Source organism: Magnetococcales bacterium (genome assembly GCA_015232395.1).
In the GTDB taxonomy this organism is placed as follows: domain Bacteria; phylum Pseudomonadota; class Magnetococcia; order Magnetococcales; family JADFZT01; genus JADFZT01.
On the sequence record JADFZT010000014.1, the window covers coordinates 32,002 to 54,333 of the forward strand.

16 protein-coding genes, 3 tRNA genes and 1 pseudogene are annotated in these 22,332 nt (G+C 54.4%); 7 read left to right on the forward strand and 13 right to left on the reverse strand.

Translation table 11 applies throughout. From position 1 onward, the window contains the following. Window positions 1–5: 5 nt before the first annotated feature. The 11 genes and pseudogenes from HQL52_06115 to HQL52_06165 all read right to left on the reverse strand — a co-directional run bounded on the left by HQL52_06115 (window position 6) and on the right by HQL52_06165 (window position 10,054). Window positions 6–80: transfer RNA gene (locus tag HQL52_06115), tRNA-Gly, on the reverse strand. Window positions 81–108: 28 nt separating this feature from the next. Further along, window positions 109–185 (reverse strand) — tRNA-Cys (locus tag HQL52_06120). Window positions 186–275: 90 nt separating this feature from the next. Then, window positions 276–350: transfer RNA gene (locus HQL52_06125), tRNA-Gly, on the reverse strand. A gap of 155 nt (window positions 351–505) precedes the next feature. Then, window positions 506–1,054 carry a CDP-diacylglycerol--glycerol-3-phosphate 3-phosphatidyltransferase gene (gene pgsA / locus HQL52_06130; protein MBF0369018.1) on the reverse strand — a complete coding sequence of 183 codons (549 nt, stop codon included), beginning with the start codon at window positions 1,052–1,054 and terminating at the stop codon, window positions 506–508. A gap of 8 nt (window positions 1,055–1,062) precedes the next feature. Continuing rightward, a complete protein-coding gene (uvrC, locus tag HQL52_06135) occupies window positions 1,063–3,135 on the reverse strand; it encodes an excinuclease ABC subunit UvrC (protein MBF0369019.1) in 2,073 nt (690 codons plus the stop codon). A gap of 177 nt (window positions 3,136–3,312) precedes the next feature. Continuing rightward, the gene (gene nirJ, locus HQL52_06140; protein ID MBF0369020.1) at window positions 3,313–4,452 is read right to left on the reverse strand and encodes a heme d1 biosynthesis radical SAM protein NirJ; all 1,140 of its coding nucleotides are present in this window, start codon (window positions 4,450–4,452) and stop codon (window positions 3,313–3,315) included. 50 nt (window positions 4,453–4,502) lie between these two features. Further along, window positions 4,503–5,483, reverse strand: coding sequence for an Lrp/AsnC family transcriptional regulator (locus tag HQL52_06145; GenBank protein MBF0369021.1), 981 nt, complete (start codon window positions 5,481–5,483; stop codon window positions 4,503–4,505). 6 nt (window positions 5,484–5,489) lie between these two features. After that, window positions 5,490–6,525 (reverse strand): annotated as a pseudogene (locus tag HQL52_06150) (Lrp/AsnC family transcriptional regulator). A gap of 242 nt (window positions 6,526–6,767) precedes the next feature. Continuing rightward, the gene (locus HQL52_06155; GenBank protein MBF0369022.1) at window positions 6,768–7,979 is read right to left on the reverse strand and encodes a protein nirF; all 1,212 of its coding nucleotides are present in this window, start codon (window positions 7,977–7,979) and stop codon (window positions 6,768–6,770) included. Next, window positions 7,976–8,305, reverse strand: a complete 330-nt coding sequence (locus HQL52_06160) for a cytochrome c (GenBank protein MBF0369023.1) — start codon at window positions 8,303–8,305, stop codon at window positions 7,976–7,978. Before HQL52_06160 ends, HQL52_06155 begins: the two co-directional genes overlap by 4 nt. A gap of 117 nt (window positions 8,306–8,422) precedes the next feature. Further along, on the reverse strand, window positions 8,423–10,054 hold the full coding sequence (locus tag HQL52_06165) for a c-type cytochrome (protein ID MBF0369024.1): 1,632 nt from the start codon (window positions 10,052–10,054) through the stop codon (window positions 8,423–8,425). A 1,310-nt stretch (window positions 10,055–11,364) separates the two neighbouring features. Between HQL52_06165 and HQL52_06170 the strand changes: the two genes are divergently transcribed. From HQL52_06170 to HQL52_06200, 7 genes are all read left to right on the forward strand, one after another. Further along, window positions 11,365–12,222 (forward strand): 4Fe-4S dicluster domain-containing protein, encoded by an 858-nt coding sequence (locus HQL52_06170; GenBank protein MBF0369025.1) that lies wholly within the window; start codon window positions 11,365–11,367, stop codon window positions 12,220–12,222. Between the two features lie 14 nt (window positions 12,223–12,236). Beyond that, window positions 12,237–13,145 carry a polysulfide reductase NrfD gene (gene nrfD / locus HQL52_06175; protein ID MBF0369026.1) on the forward strand — a complete coding sequence of 303 codons (909 nt, stop codon included), beginning with the start codon at window positions 12,237–12,239 and terminating at the stop codon, window positions 13,143–13,145. A gap of 13 nt (window positions 13,146–13,158) precedes the next feature. Beyond that, a complete protein-coding gene (locus HQL52_06180; protein ID MBF0369027.1) occupies window positions 13,159–15,519 on the forward strand; it encodes a molybdopterin-dependent oxidoreductase in 2,361 nt (786 codons plus the stop codon). A gap of 209 nt (window positions 15,520–15,728) precedes the next feature. Next, window positions 15,729–16,274, forward strand: coding sequence for a NapC/NirT family cytochrome c (locus tag HQL52_06185; GenBank protein MBF0369028.1), 546 nt, complete (start codon window positions 15,729–15,731; stop codon window positions 16,272–16,274). Window positions 16,275–16,668: 394 nt separating this feature from the next. Beyond that, a complete protein-coding gene (locus HQL52_06190; protein ID MBF0369029.1) occupies window positions 16,669–17,121 on the forward strand; it encodes a cytochrome c in 453 nt (150 codons plus the stop codon). Window positions 17,122–17,164: 43 nt separating this feature from the next. After that, window positions 17,165–17,362: a hypothetical protein gene (locus HQL52_06195; GenBank protein ID MBF0369030.1), complete on the forward strand. Its 198-nt coding sequence runs from the start codon at window positions 17,165–17,167 to the stop codon at window positions 17,360–17,362. A gap of 56 nt (window positions 17,363–17,418) precedes the next feature. After that, the gene (locus tag HQL52_06200) at window positions 17,419–18,447 is read left to right on the forward strand and encodes a hypothetical protein (GenBank protein MBF0369031.1); all 1,029 of its coding nucleotides are present in this window, start codon (window positions 17,419–17,421) and stop codon (window positions 18,445–18,447) included. 171 nt (window positions 18,448–18,618) lie between these two features. Here HQL52_06200 and HQL52_06205 read toward each other — a convergent pair whose 3' ends face one another. Beyond that, complete coding sequence (locus tag HQL52_06205) at window positions 18,619–20,595, reverse strand: methyl-accepting chemotaxis protein (GenBank protein MBF0369032.1); 1,977 nt, start codon at window positions 20,593–20,595, stop codon at window positions 18,619–18,621. A gap of 439 nt (window positions 20,596–21,034) precedes the next feature. Then, complete coding sequence (gene fliB, locus HQL52_06210; GenBank protein ID MBF0369033.1) at window positions 21,035–22,276, reverse strand: flagellin lysine-N-methylase; 1,242 nt, start codon at window positions 22,274–22,276, stop codon at window positions 21,035–21,037. Window positions 22,277–22,332 lie beyond the last annotated feature (56 nt).

Below are 22,332 nucleotides of genomic sequence, written 5' to 3' on the forward strand. Positions count from 1 at the left end.
GGAAATGGAGCGGGAGAGGGGATTCGAACCCCCGACGTCAACCTTGGCAAGGTTGCACTCTACCTCTGAGTTACTCCCGCAATGGAGCTGATGCTGACTGGATGGTGCTGGAGGCCGGGGTGGGATTCGAACCCACGAATAAAGGTTTTGCAGACCTCAGCGTTAGACCACTTCGCCACCCGGCCATCTTGTTGCTGCGGAAAATCGTTCCGCTACCAGAAATAGACGCTTTCCTGATAAAACAGGAGAAAAATGGGTCTATACTGGGTAAAAAATGGAGCGGGAGAGGGGATTCGAACCCCCGACGTCAACCTTGGCAAGGTTGCACTCTACCTCTGAGTTACTCCCGCTTGGAGCTGTTCGGCTCAATGGCCCAACTGCCCTGTCCAACTAAAGCACCATATATATAGAGGGTGAAATCCCATGCGTCAACCACCAAAGGCCAAGTGCATCCCAAGGACACCATTTACACCTTGCCGACCCCTCTTTTCTGATGAAGCGCTCTTTAAGTGCTCGCCCGCAGTTTTGGCCAAGCTTCATTCATGTAAGTGTATCCCGAAAACAGGGCTAACGCTGCGGAAAGAAAGAGAAAAAATTGCCCCGGCAACTGAAAGGGAATGCCGAAAAGCGCATCCTGCACCAGCAGCATGATAATCGCCGTCATCTGAAAGCCGGTTTTCCATTTGCTCATCACCGAAACATGAACAACAGAGCCAAGCCCCGACATCCGCTCCCGCAGTGCCATGATGATCACCTCCCGGGAGAGAAGAATCATCACCAAAATCAGATTGGCCCGTCCCATGGCCACCAACAAAACCAGGGCGCAAATCACCAGGAGTTTATCGGCCACCGGATCAAAAAAGCGTCCGAAATTGGTGTGTAGTCCCCGGCGTCGGGCCACATAGCCGTCCGCCCAGTCGGTGATGGCTGCCAAGCTGAAAAAGCCAGTCGCCAAAAGCAATCCCAGCTTTCCCGGCAGGTGGGCAAAGCCCACAAAAAAGGGAATCAGGAGAATTCGGGCCGCTGTCAGCAGGTTTGGAAGGTTCCAGACCATAAGGGTGTTTAGGTACTTTCGTTAAAATGATCAAAAATACGCTGAGCCAGTTCTTTGGGGAGTCCGGACATTTCTGTCAACTCCGGCAAAGAGGCCCCTTTTATCGCCTTGACCGACCCAAAGTGGCTTAGAAGCATGCGTTTTCTCTTCGGACCAATCCCGGCAATTTCGTCCAAAACCGACCGGGTTTGGGATTTTTCCCGCCGTGACCGGTGAAAGCCGATGGCAAACCGGTGGGCCTCATCCCGAATGTTTTGGATGAGAAACAGAGTCGGTGAATCTGGAGACAGTATAGAGGGTGGTTCTCCCCCCGGCAAGAAAAGCCGCTCTCGACCCGCATTCCGATCAGGCCCCTTGGCCACAGCGCAGAATGGAACGTGGCCGAATCCTTCTTCCATCGCCACCGCCAACACCGCATTCAACTGCCCCAATCCTCCATCCAACAGTACCAAATCGGGCCACTTTTCTTCTGAAATTTCCCCAGAGCTATCCGGCCCACTCCCGGAGATTGCCTTTGGCATGTCGTGTGTTTCTGATTTAACCAGCTGTTTTTCCTGTGGGATATCACTTTGGTCTGATGATGGATCATCCCGGCCAATCGTTGCCTGATCGGCTTTTCCAGGTGAGGGAAGGCCGCCTGTCGAATCCTTCCGGCCACTCTCTTCGCTCTGTTTTTCTCTCTGTGCTCCACCACGCGGTCCATCCGGAGGATTGACCAATCGTCGAAATCGTCGAGAAAGAAGAGCCGCCATCCGGGCGGTGTCATCCAGCAGGGCGGGATCGGAAAGGATAAACTTTCGATAGCTTTTTTTTTGAAATCCTTCCGATGTAAACACCACCAGGGAACCCACCGGATGGCTGTCACTGATATGGGAGATATCGTAGGCCTCAATGCGTTCCAGAGGCTCCTCCAAGCCCAGAGCTGTCGCCAGATCTGCCAACTGTCGACGATGGGCCGCAGAACCACTCAAGCGGCTGGTCAGGGCCTGACGGGCATTGACCACCGCCATCTCCACCAAGCGCCGCCGGGCTCCCCGAACAGGTTGCCGTAAATGCACCACCCCTTCCCGCCGCCGACTGAGGGCGGCTTCCAGCCATTGGGGATCCATCACTTGGCGATCCAGCAATATTTCCGGGGGAATCTGAGCCTGCCCCGCCCCATAATATTGCTCCAAAAAGGCTTCAAGTACCGCCCCTTCCTCCAGATCTCCAGTGTTTTCCGGAAAAAAACTGCGACTTCCCAGGGTGTTGCCCTGGCGCACCATCAACACCTGTACGGCATACTGGCCCCGATCCCGAAACAGCCCCACCACATCCAGATCCGGGTCACCGGGGAGATTGACCTTGCGCTGCTCCTGCACGTGGGCCAGGGATTTTATCTGTTCCCGAATCCGTGCCGCTTCCTCATAGGCCTGTTTTTCAGCCGCCTCCCACATCGCTTCATTCAATAAATCAACCAGCACCCGATCCTTCCCCTCCAAAAACAGCATCACCTCCTGGATCCAGCGGCCATACTCCTCCTTCCCCACCCGATCACTGCAAGGGGCTCGGCAGCGCTTGATTTGATATTGCAGACAGGGTCGTGTGCGTTGGGAAAACTGGCTGTCCCGACACTGGCGAATGGGAAAGATCGACTGCATGAACCGCAGGGTTTCCCGAACCGCCACCACCGAAGGGTAGGGACCATAATAACGCCCGCCTTGTTTACGGTCTCCCCGATAGAGGGAGAGCCGGGGAAAAGGGTGATCGGTGGAAAGGTGCAGATAGGGATAGGATTTATCGTCCTTGAGGAGGACATTATAGCGGGGGCGGAAGCGCTTGATGAGGTTGGCTTCCAGAATCAGGGCATCGTTTTCACTGGCCGTGACCGTGATTTCAAGCTCCCGGGCATGCCCCAGCATCACCCGCACCCGGGAGGGTTGGGAGCTGCCGGTAAAATAAGAGGCTACCCGCTTGCGCAACGCCTTGGCCTTGCCCACATAAAGCACCCGTCCCGCTTCATCCAAAAAACGGTAGACCCCAGGCTCAAGGGGGAGGGTGGGGAGCCGTTCCTGCAAGGGATGGGGGGGGGCTTGTTTCACTGGCCAATGCGGGTTTGAGGGGATTGATTAACCAGGATTGGTGGTGGGTTAATCGCTTTGATACGGATTTTTATCCGTGTTCCATTGATAGCTTGGCCACGCTCTTGTTGGTTGGGGTCACAATGAAAAACTCAGCCATGCTCTTTAAAGATTGGAATCACAATGGATATGGATTCCTCAGGAGATCTCTTCGTCCGTAAGATAGCAGCCCGGATCCTCGCTCCAGGGATCTCCCGTCACCTGGAAGGCCCGCACCCGGGTGTTACCACCACATATATTGAGATATCGACAGCTGCCACACCGTCCCGTTACCGGTCTGGGTCGTTGACGCAGGCCTGCCAGCAGAGCGTCGGACTCATCGGACCAAATCTCCGAAAAGGGTCTTTCCTGTACGTTGCCCAGATGGTGGTTCCACCAAAAAATATCGGGATGCACACCGCCACGATTGTCGATGTTGGCAATCCCCACCCCCGAAGCGTTGCCTCCCCAGCGAATGAGGGCTGCTTCGGCCTTATCAGCAAGCGCCGGTTTTTTTTCCCGCAGCCACTGGAGGAAAAATACCCCATCGGCATCGTTGTTGCCGGTGACAAACTCCCGGTCACGGCCATTTTCGATGTCATCCAAGGTGGTTTCGAACAGGTGGGTCATGGCGCGGCGGGTCATCTGATGGGCCGCATCCTCCAAGCGATTGGCTCTGCCCCGACCCGCATAGTTCCAGTGGGAGAGATAGATCCGGTTTAAGGATTCAGCCGTCATCAAGTCGAGAATTTTTCCCAGATCTTCGCCGTTATCCCGGGTGAGGGTAAAACGCAATCCCACCCGTACCCCCACCTTTCGGCAGTTGCGGATGCCGGTCAACGCCTCCTGAAAGGCACCTGTTCGTCCCCGAATATGGTCGTGGTGGGCTTCCAGACCATCAAGGCTCACCCCCACATAATTAAAGCCCGCATCGGCAATGCGATCTGCGGTGGCGGGATCCATCACCGTGCCGTTGCTGGAGAGCCCCAGATAAAAGCCCAGCTCCTTGGCTTTTTTGGCGATATCGAATAGATCCGGGCGCAGCAGAGGCTCCCCCCCGGAGAGAATTACCGCCGGCACCCCAAAGCGCTTCATATCCTCCAAAACCCCAAAGCACTCTTCGGTGGAAAGCTCCCCCTCAAAATCCCGATCCGAGGAGGCGGAATAGCAGTGGCGGCAGTCGAGATTGCAGCGGCGGATGAGGTTCCACACCACCACCGGCCCCCCGCGCGGTGGTGGGCGACCCAGAGGTGCCCGGGGATTTATCAGCCGGTTGAGCAGTTGTGTCAAACGAAACATGTTTTCACCTGAACCAACGGTTAAGGCCTTGCATCAGACAAAGCAGCTTTTTACCCAAACCGCAGGCCGGTTTTTTTGAGAATGCGGCTGCTGTAGAGAATTTGGTGGCCCCTGTCATGGGCACCCAGCAGGGTGGAAATCTCTTCAACACGGGCGGTCACCACCTCCCGCTCCTGACCATGAACCATGACGAAAAGATTATAGGGCCACTCGGGCAGCCTCTGGGGGCGACGATAGCAGTGGCTGACAAAACCGAGGGCGCCGATCTGCTTGCCAAGCGCATCGATACGCTCCTCCGGCAAAATCCAAACCGACATGCCGTTGGCTTTCAGCCCCAGGCGATAGTGGTTGGGCACCACACCGATGCGCCGGATCCAGGTTTTTTCCAGCATCCCCTTAAGGCGCTCAATCAGGGCTTCCACCTCCATACCGATTGTTCGAGCTATCTGATGGTAAGGATCGACCACCAGGGGCAGCCCCCCTTGAGTGGCACGAATAATCTTTAGATCGATCTCATCAGGGAGTCCGGGATTTTTGGCTGGGGGGCGCTCCGGCAGGGGCACGGTATCGATGCCTCCCTGCTCATCCAATCCCACCTGAAACCCCAGCCGATATTCTGTCAGCTTTGGCAGGTTGAAAACAGCCAGTCCCGTGCGATTTTCTATTTCAGCCAGGGTATTGGTAAGCTCTATCGGGGTTTCAGTCGCCACCACAAACCACATGTTCAGAGTGTGATCCCGGGCATAGTTGTGGGCCACCTGGGGGAAGGCATTGACCACTTCTGCGACCTGCTCAAAATCCCGGTCAGCAGGCACCGCGAGAGCTGCCAGAGTCAGGCCACCTCCCATGCGTTCGGCATTGTAGAGAGGACCAAAACGGGAGAGCAGCCCCTCTTCGAGGAGTTTTTGAATGGTTTGAATCAGACTCTCTTCCGTCAGATCCAAGTTGGCCCCGGCCTGGGCAAAGGGGGTCAGCGTGAGGGGAAAGCCGGTTTGCAGGCCATTGATGATCCGGCGGGAGAGAGGATCCAATCCGGGTTACTCCTGGGCCAGTGCCGGGGTGGATGCGGCGGATGTTGTGGCAGAGGTTTGATCGGCACTTTTAAAATAGTGCGCCCCGCACTGCTTGAAGCGGCGTTTGCTGAAGAGAATTTTACGGGAGATCGGTTCCAGTTGGCAGCTGGTGACCAGGTGTTGGAGATTATCCAGCACTTCGTTGCGTTCCCGGCCATGGATCATGCAGTAGAGGTTATAGGGCCATTGGGGTGGGCGTCGCAGTCGTTTATAGCAGAGGCTGACAAACTCAAACCCGCTGAGCTGTTGGCCAACTTCATCAACCTGGGCCTCGGGAATATCCCACACCACCATGCCGTTGGCGTGATAACCAAGCTCCCGATGCCTGACGATGATCCCCATGCGCCGGATAAGCCCGCGCTCCTTAAGGTCCGCCAAAAGCGCAATCACTTCCCCCTCGGCGAGCCCAATCTGTTGACCGATTTCCAAAAAGGGTCGTGAAGAGAGGGGGAAACCGCCTTGAATGGCTGCTACCAGGCGTTTTTCAAGATCGGTGATCGGGGGAGGGGACAAGGGAGGATCCTTATTTCCAGTTCAGGGGAAATCCCAGGTCGATATGATAGTCAGCGAGCATGGGCAGGGAAAGCACCGGATAGCCGCTTTGCTTTTCAATCTCCATGAGCACTTGATCGAGTTTTTCCTGGTTGGATGCGGTGGCCACGAACCAGAGATTGACCTCGTTGTCCCGTTCGTAGTTGTGATTGATCTCGCTGAAGCCATTGACCAGTGCGGCCACCCGATCCAGTTCTTCAGGTGGCACCGCCATGGCGGCCAGGGTGGAGGCACCCACCCGATGGGGATGAAAAACCACCCCCACCCGGCTGATAATACCCACATCCCGAAGCCCTTCCAACCGTTTAAGAAGCGTTTCTTCGGAAATCCCCAGGGTTTGGGCCATGTCGGCGTAAGGGCGTTCGGTCAGGGGAAAACGGTGCTGGAATTCGTTGAGAAGCCGTTTATCCAGATCAGAAAGCCCTTCAGTCTCCAGGGCTGGGTTCATCTCTTCGCCGAGTGGTCGATGCAACGGCTTCTAGCCTCCACCATGGGGGCCGGTTGGCGACCGGCTGAACATCCGGGAAAAATTTTCCCGGGATGGTATTGTAAAAAAGCCTTGAGTCAGCTGAATCAGAGATTCAAAGGGAACCAAACCGATCACGGCTGGCTGTCCCAAACCGTCTGGTAGAGTACGTTACCAGACGGGCCAGCTCAAACCCTATCCCGCAGGTCTCGGCAAAAAAACAGTTACAGGCCGGTACGGTGTGCCCTGGAGGAGAAGAAAATGCCACTCGGTTTTTCCGCCGGAAGTGTCGCAATCCGCTCCATTCTATCGGTATGGTAAACCTCAACCCGGTCCAGATCCCGCACCGAAACCCAAACATGCTCCCCCCGGGGAGTAAACTCCATATGCATGATTCCCTTACCCGGTTTGAGGGTTTTGACCACCTTGAGAGAGGTGGTGTCGATCACCTGGATGGCGTCATTTTTGGGATAGGCAAAGTTGACCCACACCTGGCGGCCATCGGGACGCGCCATGGCAAAGACCGGCTGTCCTTGCAGGGGAATGCGGGCCACCTCTTCCCAGGTGCCGGTGCGAACCACCAACACTTCGTGGCGACCGATGGCAGGCAGGAAGGCTAAATCCCCAGCCATGGCCCACCCTTCCAGATGGGGCATCTTATAGACCGGCAGCTTTTTTTCTCCCTTGCCATAGCCGTCCAAAATCCGCTGCACACCCTTTTCAGGCTGCCAGAGATCCAGGAGTACCAAACCATCTTCACCAAACAGCCCGGCGATATAGTGCCTGCCATCCCCGGAGACCAGGGCATCATAGGGTTTGGAGCCCACATCGAGAAATTTTTGGATTTGGGGCTCTTGGGGGTTTTTCAGATCAGCGATCCAGATTTCACCCGCATCAAAAAGGCTGAAGACGAAACGCTGCCCGGGGATGTCCACCAACCCCACCACCTTGGAACGCTCCCCATCTGCACCAATTGCGGGAATGTCGGCGACCAGTTCCAGGGTGACGGCATCAAAAACCCGCACGCCTCCCGGGGTATAGTTGGAAACAGCCACCAGAGAGCCATCCTGGGAGATCGCCCCACCGATGGCATTCCCCCCCTGAACCACGCGTTTGACCACTTCTCCGGTCAGCACATCCAGCTTGCTGAGCCCCCCATCCCGGCCAAAGATATAGGCAAAGCGTTCATCCCGGGAATAGACCGCCGAGGCGTGGGAAAGGTCTCCCAGCCCGGCCACCTGGAAGAGGGACGATTTATCGCTGGTTTCTACAATTTGAATGCCCCCGGTGGCTCGTTCGATGACGATCCCCAGATCTCCCGTACCCCGCAGAGGGGTGCAGGCTGGCAGAAAAAACAGAGCCAGCAGTACCACTATCACAGGGGGAGGGAAGAGCCGGAAAGGGGGGAGGCTTAGGGAATGAGAATGAATAATCATGGGGTTTTTCCACTCTTGATGCGTTTGACGAGCCAACGGATTTCCTCCCGGGTCAGGAGTTCCCCCCAGGGGGGCATAGCCATGTCGGGCATGCCGTGAAAAATGATCTCTTCCAAAAATTCTGCCGGTTTTTCGGTGAGATCGCCAGGGGTGAGGGGTGGCCCCAACCCCCCCTTCAGGGTCAAACCGTGGCAGGAGCCGCAGTCATGAAGGAGTAGATGTTCCAATTTTTCCTGGCGATCAGCCGATAGATCGGCCTGAGCTTGGGTGGAAAACAGCAGAAAAAACAGGATAAGCCCCCGAAATGCCCCCCTTGGGTTTGGCATGGGAATCGAGCCTTTGCACATTGGTTGGTTGAATCTCATAAATGACAACCCTCTCCTCCATACCCGGGGCAGATCCGGTTTGGCTGCCGGAAATGTTCTGTTTGGGGCGGTCCCGGGTCAGTAGATGTCGTGTATGGTGTTGTGGACGTTGAATTTGGCAGTCGGGGTGATCAGACGCTTGTTTTTGATGACCTCTTTCAAGGTGCGGTTTTTGTCATCGACAACGACGATGGCTGATTCCTGGCTTTTGCCGTTCCAGACCGAAAACCACACCTCATCCCCCGTGGCGTTATATTCCGGTTGCACCACCCGTTTGATCCCAGCCCCCAGATCGGCCCATTGGGCGATGGGCAGGGTTTGATATTTTTCGTTCAGATCATCCAGGTTGAAGACCGCCACCGACTGGGAAAGATCGTTGTCGGGGTTGAGGGGGGTATCGACCCAGAGATTTCGGGAGGAGGGGTGGGTTTTGATAAAGAGGGAGCCTCCCCCCTGGCCCTCCAGGGTACGGACCACCTGCCAGGCTTGTTTGGGGTGGTTGACCGGATCAGTGCCGATCAGGGCGATGGTTTCATCCCCCAGATGGCTGGTAGCCCAGACGGGACCGTGTTGGGTATCGACAAAGTTGGCGCCACGGCCCGGGTGGGGAATGGTCCCCACATCGATCAGTGCCACCCGCTTACGGTTTTTGGCATCGATCACCGCGATTTTATTGGCGATGTTGGCGGCGCCCAGGAAATAGCGATGGCTGCTATCCCAGCCCCCGTCGTGGAGGGAGGAAATGGTGCCGATACTGGTAACGCTGAGATTTTCCAGATCTGAATAGTTCACCATCAGTACCTGCCCGGTCTCCTTGACGTTGACGACAAAGTCGGGGTGCTGATGGGAGGCGGCGATGGCAGCCACTCGGGGCTCGGGGTGGTACTCCTGACCTTCGACAGTATACCCCCGGGTAGAGACCACTTTCAGTGGCTCCAGGCTCTCCCCATCCATGAGGACATATTGGGGCGGCCAGTAGGCCCCACCGATAACCAGTTGATCTTCATAGCCTTTAAACTTGGAGCTTTCCACCGACCGGGCTTCCATACCGATTTTGATCTCTGCCACGGTGTCGGGATGCTCCAGCCAGAGATCAATCAGATGAATCCGGGCATCCCGGGCGATGACATAGAGATAGCGGCCTGAGGCGGAAAAACGGGAAATGTGAACGGAAAAGCCGGTATCAACGATGCTGATGATTTTTTTGGAGTCGCCGTCGATGATGGCCACTTGTCCGGCATCCCGCATGGTGACGACAAAAAGATTGCCAAGGTTGAGGTCATTCATCTTTTTGGTGGGGCGTTCGCTGACTGGAACGAGTTCTTTCCAGGAGGCGCGAATTTCGGGCAGACCAAACTCAGGTGGTGGCGGAGGGTCGTGCTGGAGATAGCGGGCGAGGAGGTCGATATCTTCCTTGCTCAGGGTATCCCGCCAGCCGGGCATGCCTGCCGGAGAGCCGTAGGTGATAAAATTGACCAGATATTTGTTGCCGTGCTCCAGAGCGACTTGCGGGGTGAGAGGTTTGCCGGTGGTCCCTTTGCGCAATACGCCATGGCAGCCGGCGCAACGTTGAAAATAGATCTTTTTGGCCTGTCTAAAGCCATCAGGGCTCAGAGGTGGGGGGGCAGCCTGGGCGATTCCGCTGGTCAACAGAGCCAGAAGAGCGGTCACCCCCATGAAAAAAAACCTGAAATTCATATCGTTGTCCATCTTTCCTCGGTGTCCTTGGCTTCCAAACAGGGGTGTCAAAAAAAGCAATCCGTCAACTGAATGGAAAGAGAGCGAATGAACTGGGAGTCAAAGCCAAAGTGGATGATTTTTTAAGGTGGACGTTTGAATATTTCAAGATTTCAAGAAACAGATTGTTTCCAGGGTTCGGTTGATTCTACAGGTAACTGTCATTTATTGTCAGAAAAAAATATAAAAAAACATCTCGATTCAGTAGGGCTGGTGGCAGCAATCCGATTCACACAGCTTATGCCTGGTACGCCCCATTCAACACATCGTGAGAGGAGGCTGGATCGTCAGAGAGAGTGGTCACAGCCTCCCCATTCCCATATCTGACATCCTTACCTGCTTACCCCTCTTATGACAAGGGATTCAATGTGTTTGCGTCGCTTTATAACCCGAAGGCCTCTTGGCTGATTCGGCAGAAAGAAGGGAGTAAAATGCATGCATGAGATGTTGAAACAATAATCATTTTTGCGCGACTTCAGTGTGTATTGTGAGAAGGTTGGTCGAAATGAATGTGTGATATTTGCAGCGTGAAAATAAAACAAAAAATGTAGTTTGTTTTGCAAAGCAACACTCATCCAGCTCAGGAAAACGGGGTCGGGTGTGTGTTTGAGTTTATAAATGCAGGTGTGTTGTTCTATAAAAAAAATTAATCTCCATTTCCAAAAATCACTCTTGACAATCATAAGGTGGGCTTATAAGGTCCGAAGCCGGGTATATAGGCCGAAATACAGCCATCGACACCAACCGAAATACAGCCATCGACACCAATAAGTAGACGGTTGTTTGGGGGCGATGGTTCAAAAGAAAGCAAAATTTTTTTTGACTTGGTTTCTTGATCGGGATCAATGCCTGCTATCGGATTCCCGGGTTAGAGATAGTACATTGATCTAACGCGTCTGCCCGGGTTCGGCCATCTTGAGTCATTGCCGGTTTGGGACGGCGTGATGCAGTTGGGCTGACGGGCCTGACAGGGTTGATGTGATTCCTGTTTGATTTAAGATAATCAAAACCGAACGAGTCGAGCTGTCGAACGAGGCTAAGCAACCAAACGATTCGAGCAGATAGTCAACGGTATGGACAGTCCCCGGGGATTCGGTGTTTTCGGGGTGTTTCCAAGTCCATTCCTCCACTACCAATGATACGGATTTTATCTTTCCCCGAGTGATGATCAAGCTCTGTTCCGACCACCCTCCGGTGGTCACCAAGCAGCGCTTAGGTTCAACGGGTTTGGGTGAATCCAGTCAGCCGGGAGACGATCCCTGAAATGAAAAAAGGCCACAATCATGGGTGAGACGACGCGTCGTTCTTACGGTCTCCAGACCCCCGGAACCAAGGGTGTAGCTGGAACCAAAAGATACGCCATGGTGATCGACCTGAGGAAATGCATCGGATGCATGTCCTGTTCGGTCGCCTGCAAAGCGGAATATGGAGTTCCACTGGGCATGTGGCGGACCTGGGTGAAGGTGGCCGACAAGGGCCGCTATCCCAACACCCGACGGGTCTTCATGCCTCGTCTGTGTAATCACTGCGACTATCCGGTCTGTGTGCGCAACTGCCCCACCCAGGCCACCTTCAAGCACGAAGACGGCTTTGTGCTGCAGCGCTACAACCGCTGCATCGGCTGTCGTACCTGCATGGTCGCCTGCCCCTACAACGCCCGGCACATGTTGCCCTTCAAACGGACCGACATGAACCTGCCCAAGATGGTGGTGGACAAGTGTACCTTCTGCATCCACCGGGTGAAAAAAGGGACCGTCACCGCCTGTGTTCAGGCTTGTGTAGGCGGGGCGCGCATCTTTGGCGATATGAATGATCCCAACAGCGAGGTGGCCAGGCTGATTTCCCGGGAACGGGTGTCGGTACTCAAGCCAGAGCTGGGAACTTCTCCTTCGGTCTATTACATTGCCGGTGACTGGGAGATCATGGACGAGGTGCATGGCTACCTCAACCGGACCGCCCAGCTCAAAGAGGAGTTCAATACCTACAAGCGAAACCACGAGGGTGACACCTTTGCCGATCTGGTCGAGGGGGGCGATCCAACTATGGTCCAGATCGGCCATCACTCTGTCGGTTTCCTGAAATCCATTCCGCACAAGGCGAAAGATGTCTGGGACGCCTTCAAGCTGTTCCTCTTCGGGTAAGGGAGCCGTCCGTAATGCAAGAGAGCGTGGTTACTTTTAACGTCTTCCATCACGTGGCCTGGGGGACGACCATTTCCGTCTATTTCTGGCTCGTTGGAGCCAGTGCGGGATCATTCGTCATATCGAGCTTCGGCTGGGTTTTTGGCATCAAGCGCTACAAGCCCTTGGCCATGACCGCTTCGGCTACCGCGATCATCATGTTGCTCATGGTGCCCATTCTGCTGACCTGGGATCTGGGTAAGCCTTTGCGCTTTATCTACCTGCTGATACCAGGATATTGGCATGCCACCGGTCCCATGTCCTGGGGTACAGTGCTGATCTGTGTCTATCCCATGTCGATGCTGGTCTACAGTTATTTCGTCATCAAAAATGACGAATTCTGGGCGCGGGCTTTGGGAATCGTCGCAATCATTCTGGCCCTCTCCACCCACTGGTATACCGGTGTGGTGATGGAGCTGAACCCCGGGCGCTTTCTGAACCATACCGCCTTGGCACCACTGCTCTTTTTGACGGGTGCCTTTATCTCCGGTATCGGGCTTTTGATCCTGATCCTCTGGGTTCAAAACATGTTGGTCGCAGCCCACAAGCGGATCGACTGGTCTTTGATCGAGGAGATGGCCCAATACATGATGTACGGCCTGGTCTTCGACATGTTCCTGCTCTTTTTGGAGTTCATGCAATCCACCTACGGCAACATCAACCTGGTGATCGGTCATGAAGAAGTGCTGATGGGCATGTTCAAGTTTCCCTATTTCTGGTTGGAAATCGTCATCGGCCTGATGATTCCCATCGTCATCCTCGCATCCCCGCTGAAGAAAGTTAAGCCCGCTGTGCTGACTGCTGCCCTGTTGGTTTGCGTCGGCGTCTACGGCATGCGTGTCTGGTGGGTTATGGGTGGCCAGTATCTGCAGTCTTACTATTGAGGAAACAAGAACAATGGCAGGAATACACAGACGTAACTTCCTGAAAATGGGCGCCGCGGTTACCACGGCGGTTGCGGCCAACCCCTCCCTCGTGCAGGCCATGGAATTGCAGCTCGGGGGCAGCGACTATCACCAGATCAGGACCTTCCACCCCAGGCTGCGCAAGCCCCTGCTCTGCACCATGTGCCCCTTCTTCGATGGCGGTTACAGCTATTCGGAAGCCGGGCAGGTGATGAAGACCGAGGGCAACCCGGACCACTATGCCACGCGCGGCAAGTTTTGCACCAAGGGACTCTCTTCCCTCTTCAGCGTGACCGATCCCGACCGGATTTTGGCCCCGATGAAACGGGTGGGGCCCAGAGGTTCGGGCCAGTGGAAAGAGATCACCTGGGAGGAAGCGATTGCTCAGGTCTCGGAAAAAATCAGCGCCAACCTCGACAATCCCGACAGCATCCATCTCAACGAAGGGGGCTTTAAGGACGGCGCTACCCTGCGTTTCATGGATACCATCGGTTCCAAGTCGGTGGTTCGCAGCCGCATCCCCTCCATCGGATGCGCCGCCAAGCAGACCGCCCTGAAAGAGGTCATGGGCGTCAACTATGCTATCCCTGATTTGGAACACGCCAAATATGTGCTCAATTTTGGCGCCAACATCATGGAAACGGCGTTCCCGCTGGCACAGCGGTTGACCGATGGTATCGTCAACAACCGGCTGAAGCTGGTCACCTTCGACGTCCGTATGTCCAATACGGCCGGTCGTAGCGACGAATGGGTTCCGGTCTTTCCAGGCAGCGATGGCATCATTGCGCTGGCCATGGCCAACCTGATCCTTCAGAAAGGCCTGGCAGATACCGAATTTATCGATAACTGGACCAACCAATCCAGCGAATCCCTGACTGAACTCCTGGCTCCCTACACCATGGAAAAGGCGGCTCAGGCCAGTGGCGTAGCCGCCAAGACCCTGGAGAGCATCACCCTTGAGTTTGCCAAATGGAAGCCCGGAGCGATCTTCAGCCTGAACGGTGCCACTTGGCACGAGAACGGCTTGGAGACCGAATCGGCCATTCTCCTGCTGGCCGCCATCTCCGGCAACGTCGAGGTGGAAGGCGGGCTCTGCCTACCCCGTCAATTCGACATGGCTAACGTCACGCCAGCCCCCGACCCTGCTGGCAGCGAAGCGGATCGGATGCGCTATAACTATACCTTCCCCTTCGAGGTGAAGGAGGGGAAACAGAAGGTGTCGGTGCTGTTCAACCACATGAGCAACCCGGCCTACTCCTCCCCGGCGGCGAGCATCTGGCGGGAGGTGCTGAAGGACGAAGCGCTGGTTCCCTTCGTTGTCGACTTCAGCCCCTTCATGAGTGAGACTGCTGAGCTTGCGGATCTGATTCTACCCGATGTGGTCAACGTCGAGCGCCATGACGCGGCAAGCAGCCCGACCTCTCTCAAGCAGTGGGCCTCCATGACCGTCCCCGCCTTCAAGGCCAGAGGTCAGGCCCAGGATGTTCGGGAAACCCTCAAGGCAATCGTCAAATCGATCGATGCCGACGGCTCCCGTGAGATGGCCCAGTACTGGGCCTTCAAGAATGCCAAGGATTGGGTCAAGAAGGAGATCTACAAGACCGACGGTTTGGGTAAGAAGGCTTATAAGAAGATGCGCAAATCCGGGGTCTGGCCCATACTCGGCAAGCTTGATCCCGCTAATCGGCAGATCACCAAGGGCGGCAAGGCGGTCAAAGGGGAGTATGGTTTGCACAAGGCTTCCGGTTTTCCCACACCTTCCGGAAAAATGGAGTTGCGCAATCCCTCCTGGTCTCCCAACCCCAAGCATAAGGATCTGGGGGAAGGGCAGTTCGTGCTGACCACCTACAAAGTGGCCTACCACACCCTCTCCATGACCAGCAACCTCAAGCTGCTGTCGGAGCTGTGGCACTCCAACCCGCTCTGGATCAACAAGCAGACTGCCAAGGCGCTGGGTATCGGAGATGGTGAACTGGTGCGGGTGACCAGCGATGTGGGTTATCTGGTAACCCGAGCCTGGGCGACCCAAGGGATTCACCCCAAGGTGGTGGGCATCTCCACCTCCGTGGGGCGCACCGCCTACGGTCGGGTAGCCAAGGCCGACTCGACGGCCCATGAGCCTTTTGCCGATCCCGGGCAGCAGGATCTCGATATTGATGACAACCTCTGGTGGCGGGATGGTGGCGTCAATCCCAACGATATCATCCCTCTGGCCATAGATCCGGAAAGCGGGGTACAGGCCTGGAACGATACCGTGGTGGCGGTTGCCCCTGCAAAGCCGGGAGATCAATACGGTGAAATCAAGGTGGACAATGAAAAGCACGTGGCCATCTATAAAAAGCGGTTGGGATAGGTCTGGTTCCCAGGCAGATTCAATGACGACCAGGCAGATTCAATGACGGAGATAGAAGATTGATAGCCAATAAATTGAAAACACAACTTCGCTCCCCGCTCGTTCTGACCGCTATCGCGGCGTTTAGTATCGTCTTGATTGCAGTCCTCAGCTGGAGCTCTGATCGGTTCACGAGAATCAACGTATGTCTCACTTGTCATGAAATTTTCGTGGACTATGACGCTTACAAACCAATTGGCGATGTGAGCACGGATATGGAGGATTACAACCCCTCCGAACCCTATGATCCCGGCCTCTTCAACGTCACCGTCGGTTGTGCCGAGTGTCACGCCTATCCTTATGAAGAGTACAAGGCTTCGCCCCATGGTGAGAATGAACGGGGAGTTGAGCCAGGCTGTATGGGGTGTCACAACGCCCACAGCGTACGGGAAATCCTCATGTGGAAGTTTTTCTATGTGAACCAGGGTGGACTGGGAGAGACTCCCTTCCACGCCATATCCAGTACCCTGAGGGATATCCCGGCTTGGGAAGACTTGCGCATCGAATTGGCCAAACGGGTACGCGAGGAGATGGTCGCCGAGGATTCGGTCAAGTGTAAAAACTGCCACAAGCCCAAGAGCAAATGGTTCAACAAGATCGAGCGTCACCAGGAAAACATCAAAACCCTCAAAAAGACCTGTGTGGAGTGTCACTACAACATCGTTCACAAGAGTGTGAAGTGGCATGAGGACGATACCCGAGGGATGAAAAAATAAGGGACGCGAACCTCTCTCCCTGAATGCGGAATCCTTGGGATTCTGCTGAAAAATAAAAAATGGTGTGGGTCAAAGTTGATCCACACCATTTTTTTTGGCCCAAGCATGGAAACCACTGTTTTCTTGTCCATGTATGGAAACCGTTTTCGAATTCATGTGACCTACCTGGAGAAGGTGGGAACCGGTGATGGGGAGGGGGGGAACTACCGGGTGTGATTGGGGTCCAAGTTTTCGAGGTTTACAGAATGGGTCCAGGGTGTTGGCAGATCTTTCCATAAGCACCTTTGTCACGTTTCAAAAAACCGTTTTGCAGTTACTTTTTGGTTTATTTGGGTGCGGGTCACCACCTAACCTATACGGGGGGATCCAAACCATGCGATGGGAGGCGATGATTATGAAATCGGTCACTCTGAAGCTTGTTTTACTGGGTCTGTTTTGGATAGGGGTCACCACCGCCACGAGTGCCTTGGCGGATGGTCATGAAGGGCATCGGATTCCGGATGCGCCAGCGGAGTGGCTGGCCAAAACAAATCCCTACAAGGTCGATGAGGTGGATGCCAAATTTATCAAAAAGACCGGGCGGCTATTCAAGCGCAAGTGCGCCAAGTGTCATGGCATCAAAGGGGATGGTCAGGGGTATAAGGCGGAATTTTTCACGATCAAGCCGGCTGCTTTTGCCAATCCGGGCTATATGGCCGGGCGTCAAGATGGGCAACTTGCCTGGATCATTACCAAAGGTAGCCCTGATACTGAGATGAAACCCTTTGGCCCCGAATCGGATGTGGGTTTGAAAGAGGATGAAATCTGGCGGCTGATCACTTTCCTGCGCAAGAGCTTTACCAACTGAAACCGGTTCAGATGAAGGCCTGTATTTGAAAAGGGGCGGGGGGATGCTGGTTGATCCTCCCGCCTTTTTTGATTTCCCTGCCAACCTGCTGGGAAAGGGTCTCGCACATTTTTCTGTTTTTTTCATCCTTGAACCACCGTCTGCACTCTCCGTCTATCACCTCTCAGATCCTCTTTGCATGGTCCTAAAATACCAAGCCTCCGCACTTTTCCCGAAACGCAACGGTTGGACCGATGCCTGATTCCACCTTATAGTCTTTGAAGTTCTTTTTGTTCAATTTCAACAGGTGGATAGGCTATGGAACCCTCACGGAAAATAATTTACGTAACGGGGGCGACCGCCTCCTATTTTCCCATGGTGTGTGGCTTGCTGGCTTCGCTCAGGGCTTTTGATCCGGGGATTAAACTCCATGTTTGCGACCTGGGGCTCACCCGGGAACAAGCTGCTTTTTTGAATCGATTGGGGCTTCTGCTGCCCAAACCGGATCATTTGGAGAGCGGAAGGCATGCGTATTATTACAAAGGGAGCTTGGCCCACTATGTGGCGCACCTGAATTTTGATGCGTTGGTTTGGATCGATTCAGACTGTGTGGTGGCCAAACCCCTCTCTGGAGAGGTGGTCAAAATTCTTCAGGGGGTGGGGGTGGATGAGCCCTTCCTGGCGACCACTTCTGACATCAATGGGCTCTCCATCGGGGGCTTTATCAAACAGAACGCCGGGATCACCGCTCCCTTTCAGGAGGGTATCAAAAAGGGCGGCATCAATCCCAACTATCCTTACCTCAATTCCGGGGTGTTTATTCTCCACGCCCCCAAAGCGTTGCAGGCGTGGGCGGAGTTGGTTGGAGAGATTCCTGAGCATCTGCTTTTCGAACAAAACGCTTACAATTTAGCGGTTTACCAGCATGTGAAAAGAATCGGTCAGCTGGATTGGACCACCTGGAGCGTCTGTGGTTCACTCTTGAACCAGCTTACCCTGCAAAAGGGTGCTGATGATCTTCCCTTCCATATCTATTTGGGAGATCAGCGGGTTTTTGTCGTCCATATTGCTTCTACCCGGGAGCAGGCAGCACTCGATTTTGACCCCATTGCCCTGCCGGTGGCTGACCGCTATGTGGTGGGGCTCTATCGCTATCTTCGCAATGAGACCATTCAAAAAACCTACCTGGAACAGCTCTATCGCTACCTCGCCATCGACCCCGAAAACAGACGACACTTGCTGGAAACCGGGGCTGCACTGGATAAGAACCCCATGGATCCAAACCTTTCTGATCAGGAGCGAAAGAGGCTTGAGGAGGAGTTGGCCATCTATTTTAAATATGGCTGAAGCATCAGCAATTGAGGTGGGTCAGGCGGGTGATGGCCAAGTGGCTGATGATGGGGTGGGGCGGGGGAGAGAGAAAAATAGCGAGTCAGGCTGATGGTTTGACAGGATGGTCGGGGGGGATTGGCCCCATGCCGATGGCAGCACGGCACGGGGCCAATGGATCTCTTGGATCTAAAATTTTTCGAACTCGTCGTCTCCTCTGGAGCTGCCAGCCATATCGAGGCTGAAGCCATCGGAGTTACCACCACCCTGGGCCTTGGGGGCTGGTAGGGCGCGAGGTGCCCCCCCCGAGGGAGCTGAAACGCTCTTCTTTCTGGGAGCGGCAGCCCGACTTCCACCATTCTTGGTGGTGAAGAAGCCCATGGCTTGGGAAAGGTTGTCTGCCTGGGAGCTTAGAACCTCGGCAGTGTTGGACATTTTGTGGGCGGCACCGGCGTTGCGTTGGATCATGCTGTCCAGCTGCTGTACTGCTGAGTTGATCTGACCCACTCCTTCGTTTTGCTCCCGACTGGAAGAGGCGATCTCTTGAACCAGCTCTGAGGTGCGTTCGATATCCGGGACCAATTTTTCCAACATGGATCCGGCCTCTTCCGCTACCTGCACGCTGGAAGCAGAGAGACTGCTGATCTCTCCTGCCGCAGTTTGGCTGCGTTCCGCCAGTTTACGCACTTCTGCAGCCACCACCGCAAATCCCTTGCCGTGCTCACCAGCTCTGGCCGCCTCAATGGCCGCATTCAGGGCCAGGAGATTGGTTTGTCGGGCGATCTCTTCGATGATGGAAATTTTGTCAGCGATCTCCTTCATGGCATTCACCGCCTGACCCACCGCTTTACCCCCTTCTACCGCATCGTTGGCCGCCTTCTGGGCAATGGTTTCGGTGGTGGCGGCATTGTCGGTATTTTGCTGGATATTACCAGCCATCTCTTCCATGGCTGAGGAGGTCTCTTCGATGGAGGCGGCTTGATCGGAAGCGGCCTGGGAGAGCTGTCCGGAAACTTCAGAAAGTTGGCCGGAGCTTTCGTTGACGTGCCCTGTGGCATTCCCCACCTGGCCGACGATTTTTTGCAGGTTTTCCGCCATACGCATGATGGCGGCATACAGCCCGGTACAGATGGCGGAGTCACAATCGTCCCGAAGATCGCCATTGGCGATGCGGTCGGCGATCAATTGAATTTCAGCCGGCTCACCACCCACCTGTTTGAGAATGGACTTGGAGAAAAATTGGGCGACAACGATACCGATCACCACCACGATCAAAAAGAGAATGAGGGAGGTGTGGGTCTGCTTGGATATGGCGCTGTAGATCTCATCCCGGCTCATCTCGATGCCAATGACCCAAGGGTATTGTTTGTCGTGTAGGTAGAGGCCGAGATATTCCTCACCCGACTCTTTGGTGAATTCGGTGAAGGCCACACCTTGGGCGATGGCGGGCTGCAATCCGGATCGCTTCAAGGGGGGGGCTTTTTCTTCGGAGTTGTGGACGATGCGGGTACCGTCCAGGGTCATGATGAAGACGTTTTCGGGATGCTCCTCCTGAAAGTTTTCCTTCAGGATCTGGTTTTGGTAGGCGATCATCACTTCAGCTACGACCATACCCAGAGTAGCCCCTTTGGCATCCTTGACCGGCTGCATGGCGAGCTGATGGAAGTGGGTCGCTTCGGAAAAGCCGAAAAAGTCGGTGATGGTGAACTCCTGCAGCCCCTTGCGGAAGAAGGCGCTGTGGGAGATATCGTGGCCGTAGTGAGAGCCTTTGGAGTTGCCGTGGGGGGGGCTCAAAATCACCTTACCGGTCGTGTCGGTGATGAAGATGTGATGGAGATTACCCCACACGGTTTCCTGGTAGCTGTGCAAGAGATCGAAGGAATCCTTGTAGGCGTGTCCCTTTTCAGCCTCTTTGCCCAGGCTCTTGTATTCCCGAAGCATGTTGTGCAGCTCGGGAGATTTGGAGAAGGAGGCGAGCACCCCTTGGGTGTTGTCGAGATAGTCTTGCAGGGTTTTTTGCTTGATCTTGGCCAGGGTGTTGAGCTGGCTTTTGATATCTTCTTCCATCCGATCGGAGCTGGAGAGGATATTGTAGGCCCCGAAAACGACAAGAGGTAGAAAAGCCGCGCAGATGAAAAACAGGATAAATTTTTGTCGAATGGTCATGCATGTCCCCCCGCTTTGTGAATGTACATTTAGCCGGACATTCTCCACTATTTTTCAGGCAAAAGGCAAGGTTAGTTGTACGATAAATTGTAACAAATGGTTTGTGGCCGCTTGTGAAGAGTTGTGTTTTTTATGAAGGGTTTGTTTTGTATATTGCTGAAAAAGCTGACAAAAAAACGCACACACCTAGTGGTGTGTTTTTAGGATACAGCCGGTTCTTCAGGGGGGTGTTCCGTCTTTTTTGTGGATTGATTCCTGTTTACAAAGCGTAGAAATATTTTGTCTATTAATAAATATAATTTCTTGTTTGTTGTGTTGGTAAATCACTCTTTGCTTAGCCCACATCCTTTAAATGAATGACTCTGAATGATGGCCGTGATTGGTTTGAACAGGTGAGTTTTTTCTGGATTGTGTGAAGGTTTTGAGGGGGTAAGCTGATTTAAAAGGCGATAAACATCATCAGATGCTGAAATGTCTGGAACGTCTTCAAATTGGTGCTTTTCCCTCCCATGACCTTGAAAAAACGGGAGAAGACTCTCTCGATCGCCTTTTCCAGTTCAGCCTGGGAAATCTGTCGGGGGGAACCCAGGTAGCCAAACAGCAAAAATTTAAGCATCCCTACGAAGAGCACCAGATCCAAGAGAAAAACCATCAAGCTCGGCGCCTCTGCGGGTCCACGCCAGAAAATCTGGTTTTTGCAATAATTTTCAAAGACCCGATCCAGAACCTCCGGAAATTGATCCTGCCAAAACAGCCTGCGTTCCAGATAAACCCCCATGAGTGACTCCATGGCCACTTCATTGCTCGGGTCAACGCCATATCCTGTGAAAGCTTGCCCCAGCAATTCCCGCATAAAGGCGCTTTCCCCAGCTTGCTCTTCAGAAATGACCATACCCCGTAGCAAACTTCGAATGACCCGTAGGGTGAGCGGATGGGGCTGCTTGGAGAGGGGGCTGGCTGAGTGGATGGTCTGGCGGGTTTTTTCCTGTTGGATGTGAGTCATCTCCTTTTCCAGTCGAGACAAGGAAAATGAGGTGTCTGCATCCCGGTTGAAAAAGGCATCCACCCGATGGGCAAAATAGGCAAGAATAGCCAGCCTGGAGGGAAGAGGGTAGCTGGTCAGATTGAGGGCTTGGATGAAAAGATCCCGGATGGCTGGCTGGTGGTCCTGATAGGGGTTTTGATCGTTGGCAGGGGTTGGTGTATCTGGAATGTTTTGTATGCCACCTTCAGTCCACGCCATAGGCTGCTCCTGAAGGAGGCAGAGGCGGGCTATTTCAGGGCAGGCGAGGGAGGCGGTGATCTCATACCGCCCCCTGAAACGTGCGATGTTGCGGGGAAATTGACGGCAGACCGAAGGCAGAGCGTTCTCCCCATGGTCATTTTGTATGGTGCACAATCCTGCCCCATCCAGAAAGCCACACCCGCCATCAATCATTTTCAAACAGGCTTTTTCCCCATCGTGGCCTTCTTTTCTTTGATCCCCTGTGGCTGGATTTTGTGGCATCTCCACAAGCCTCTCAAAGCGCTTGCGCATCGCTTCCGAACCGCCAAGGCTCTGGCGCAAGCGGTTGAGATCATCGTTGAGCAGTTTGATGGGCCATCCCCGGCAACAGCTCAGTTCACACGCCCCACCAATGCACTGAAAATGGGAGAGATAGTTGAGGTGCCGGGATTCCATGAGAAATGGGCCAGGGTGTCGTCAAGCTGGGGAGCTGCTGGGTTTTTGAACAGCCT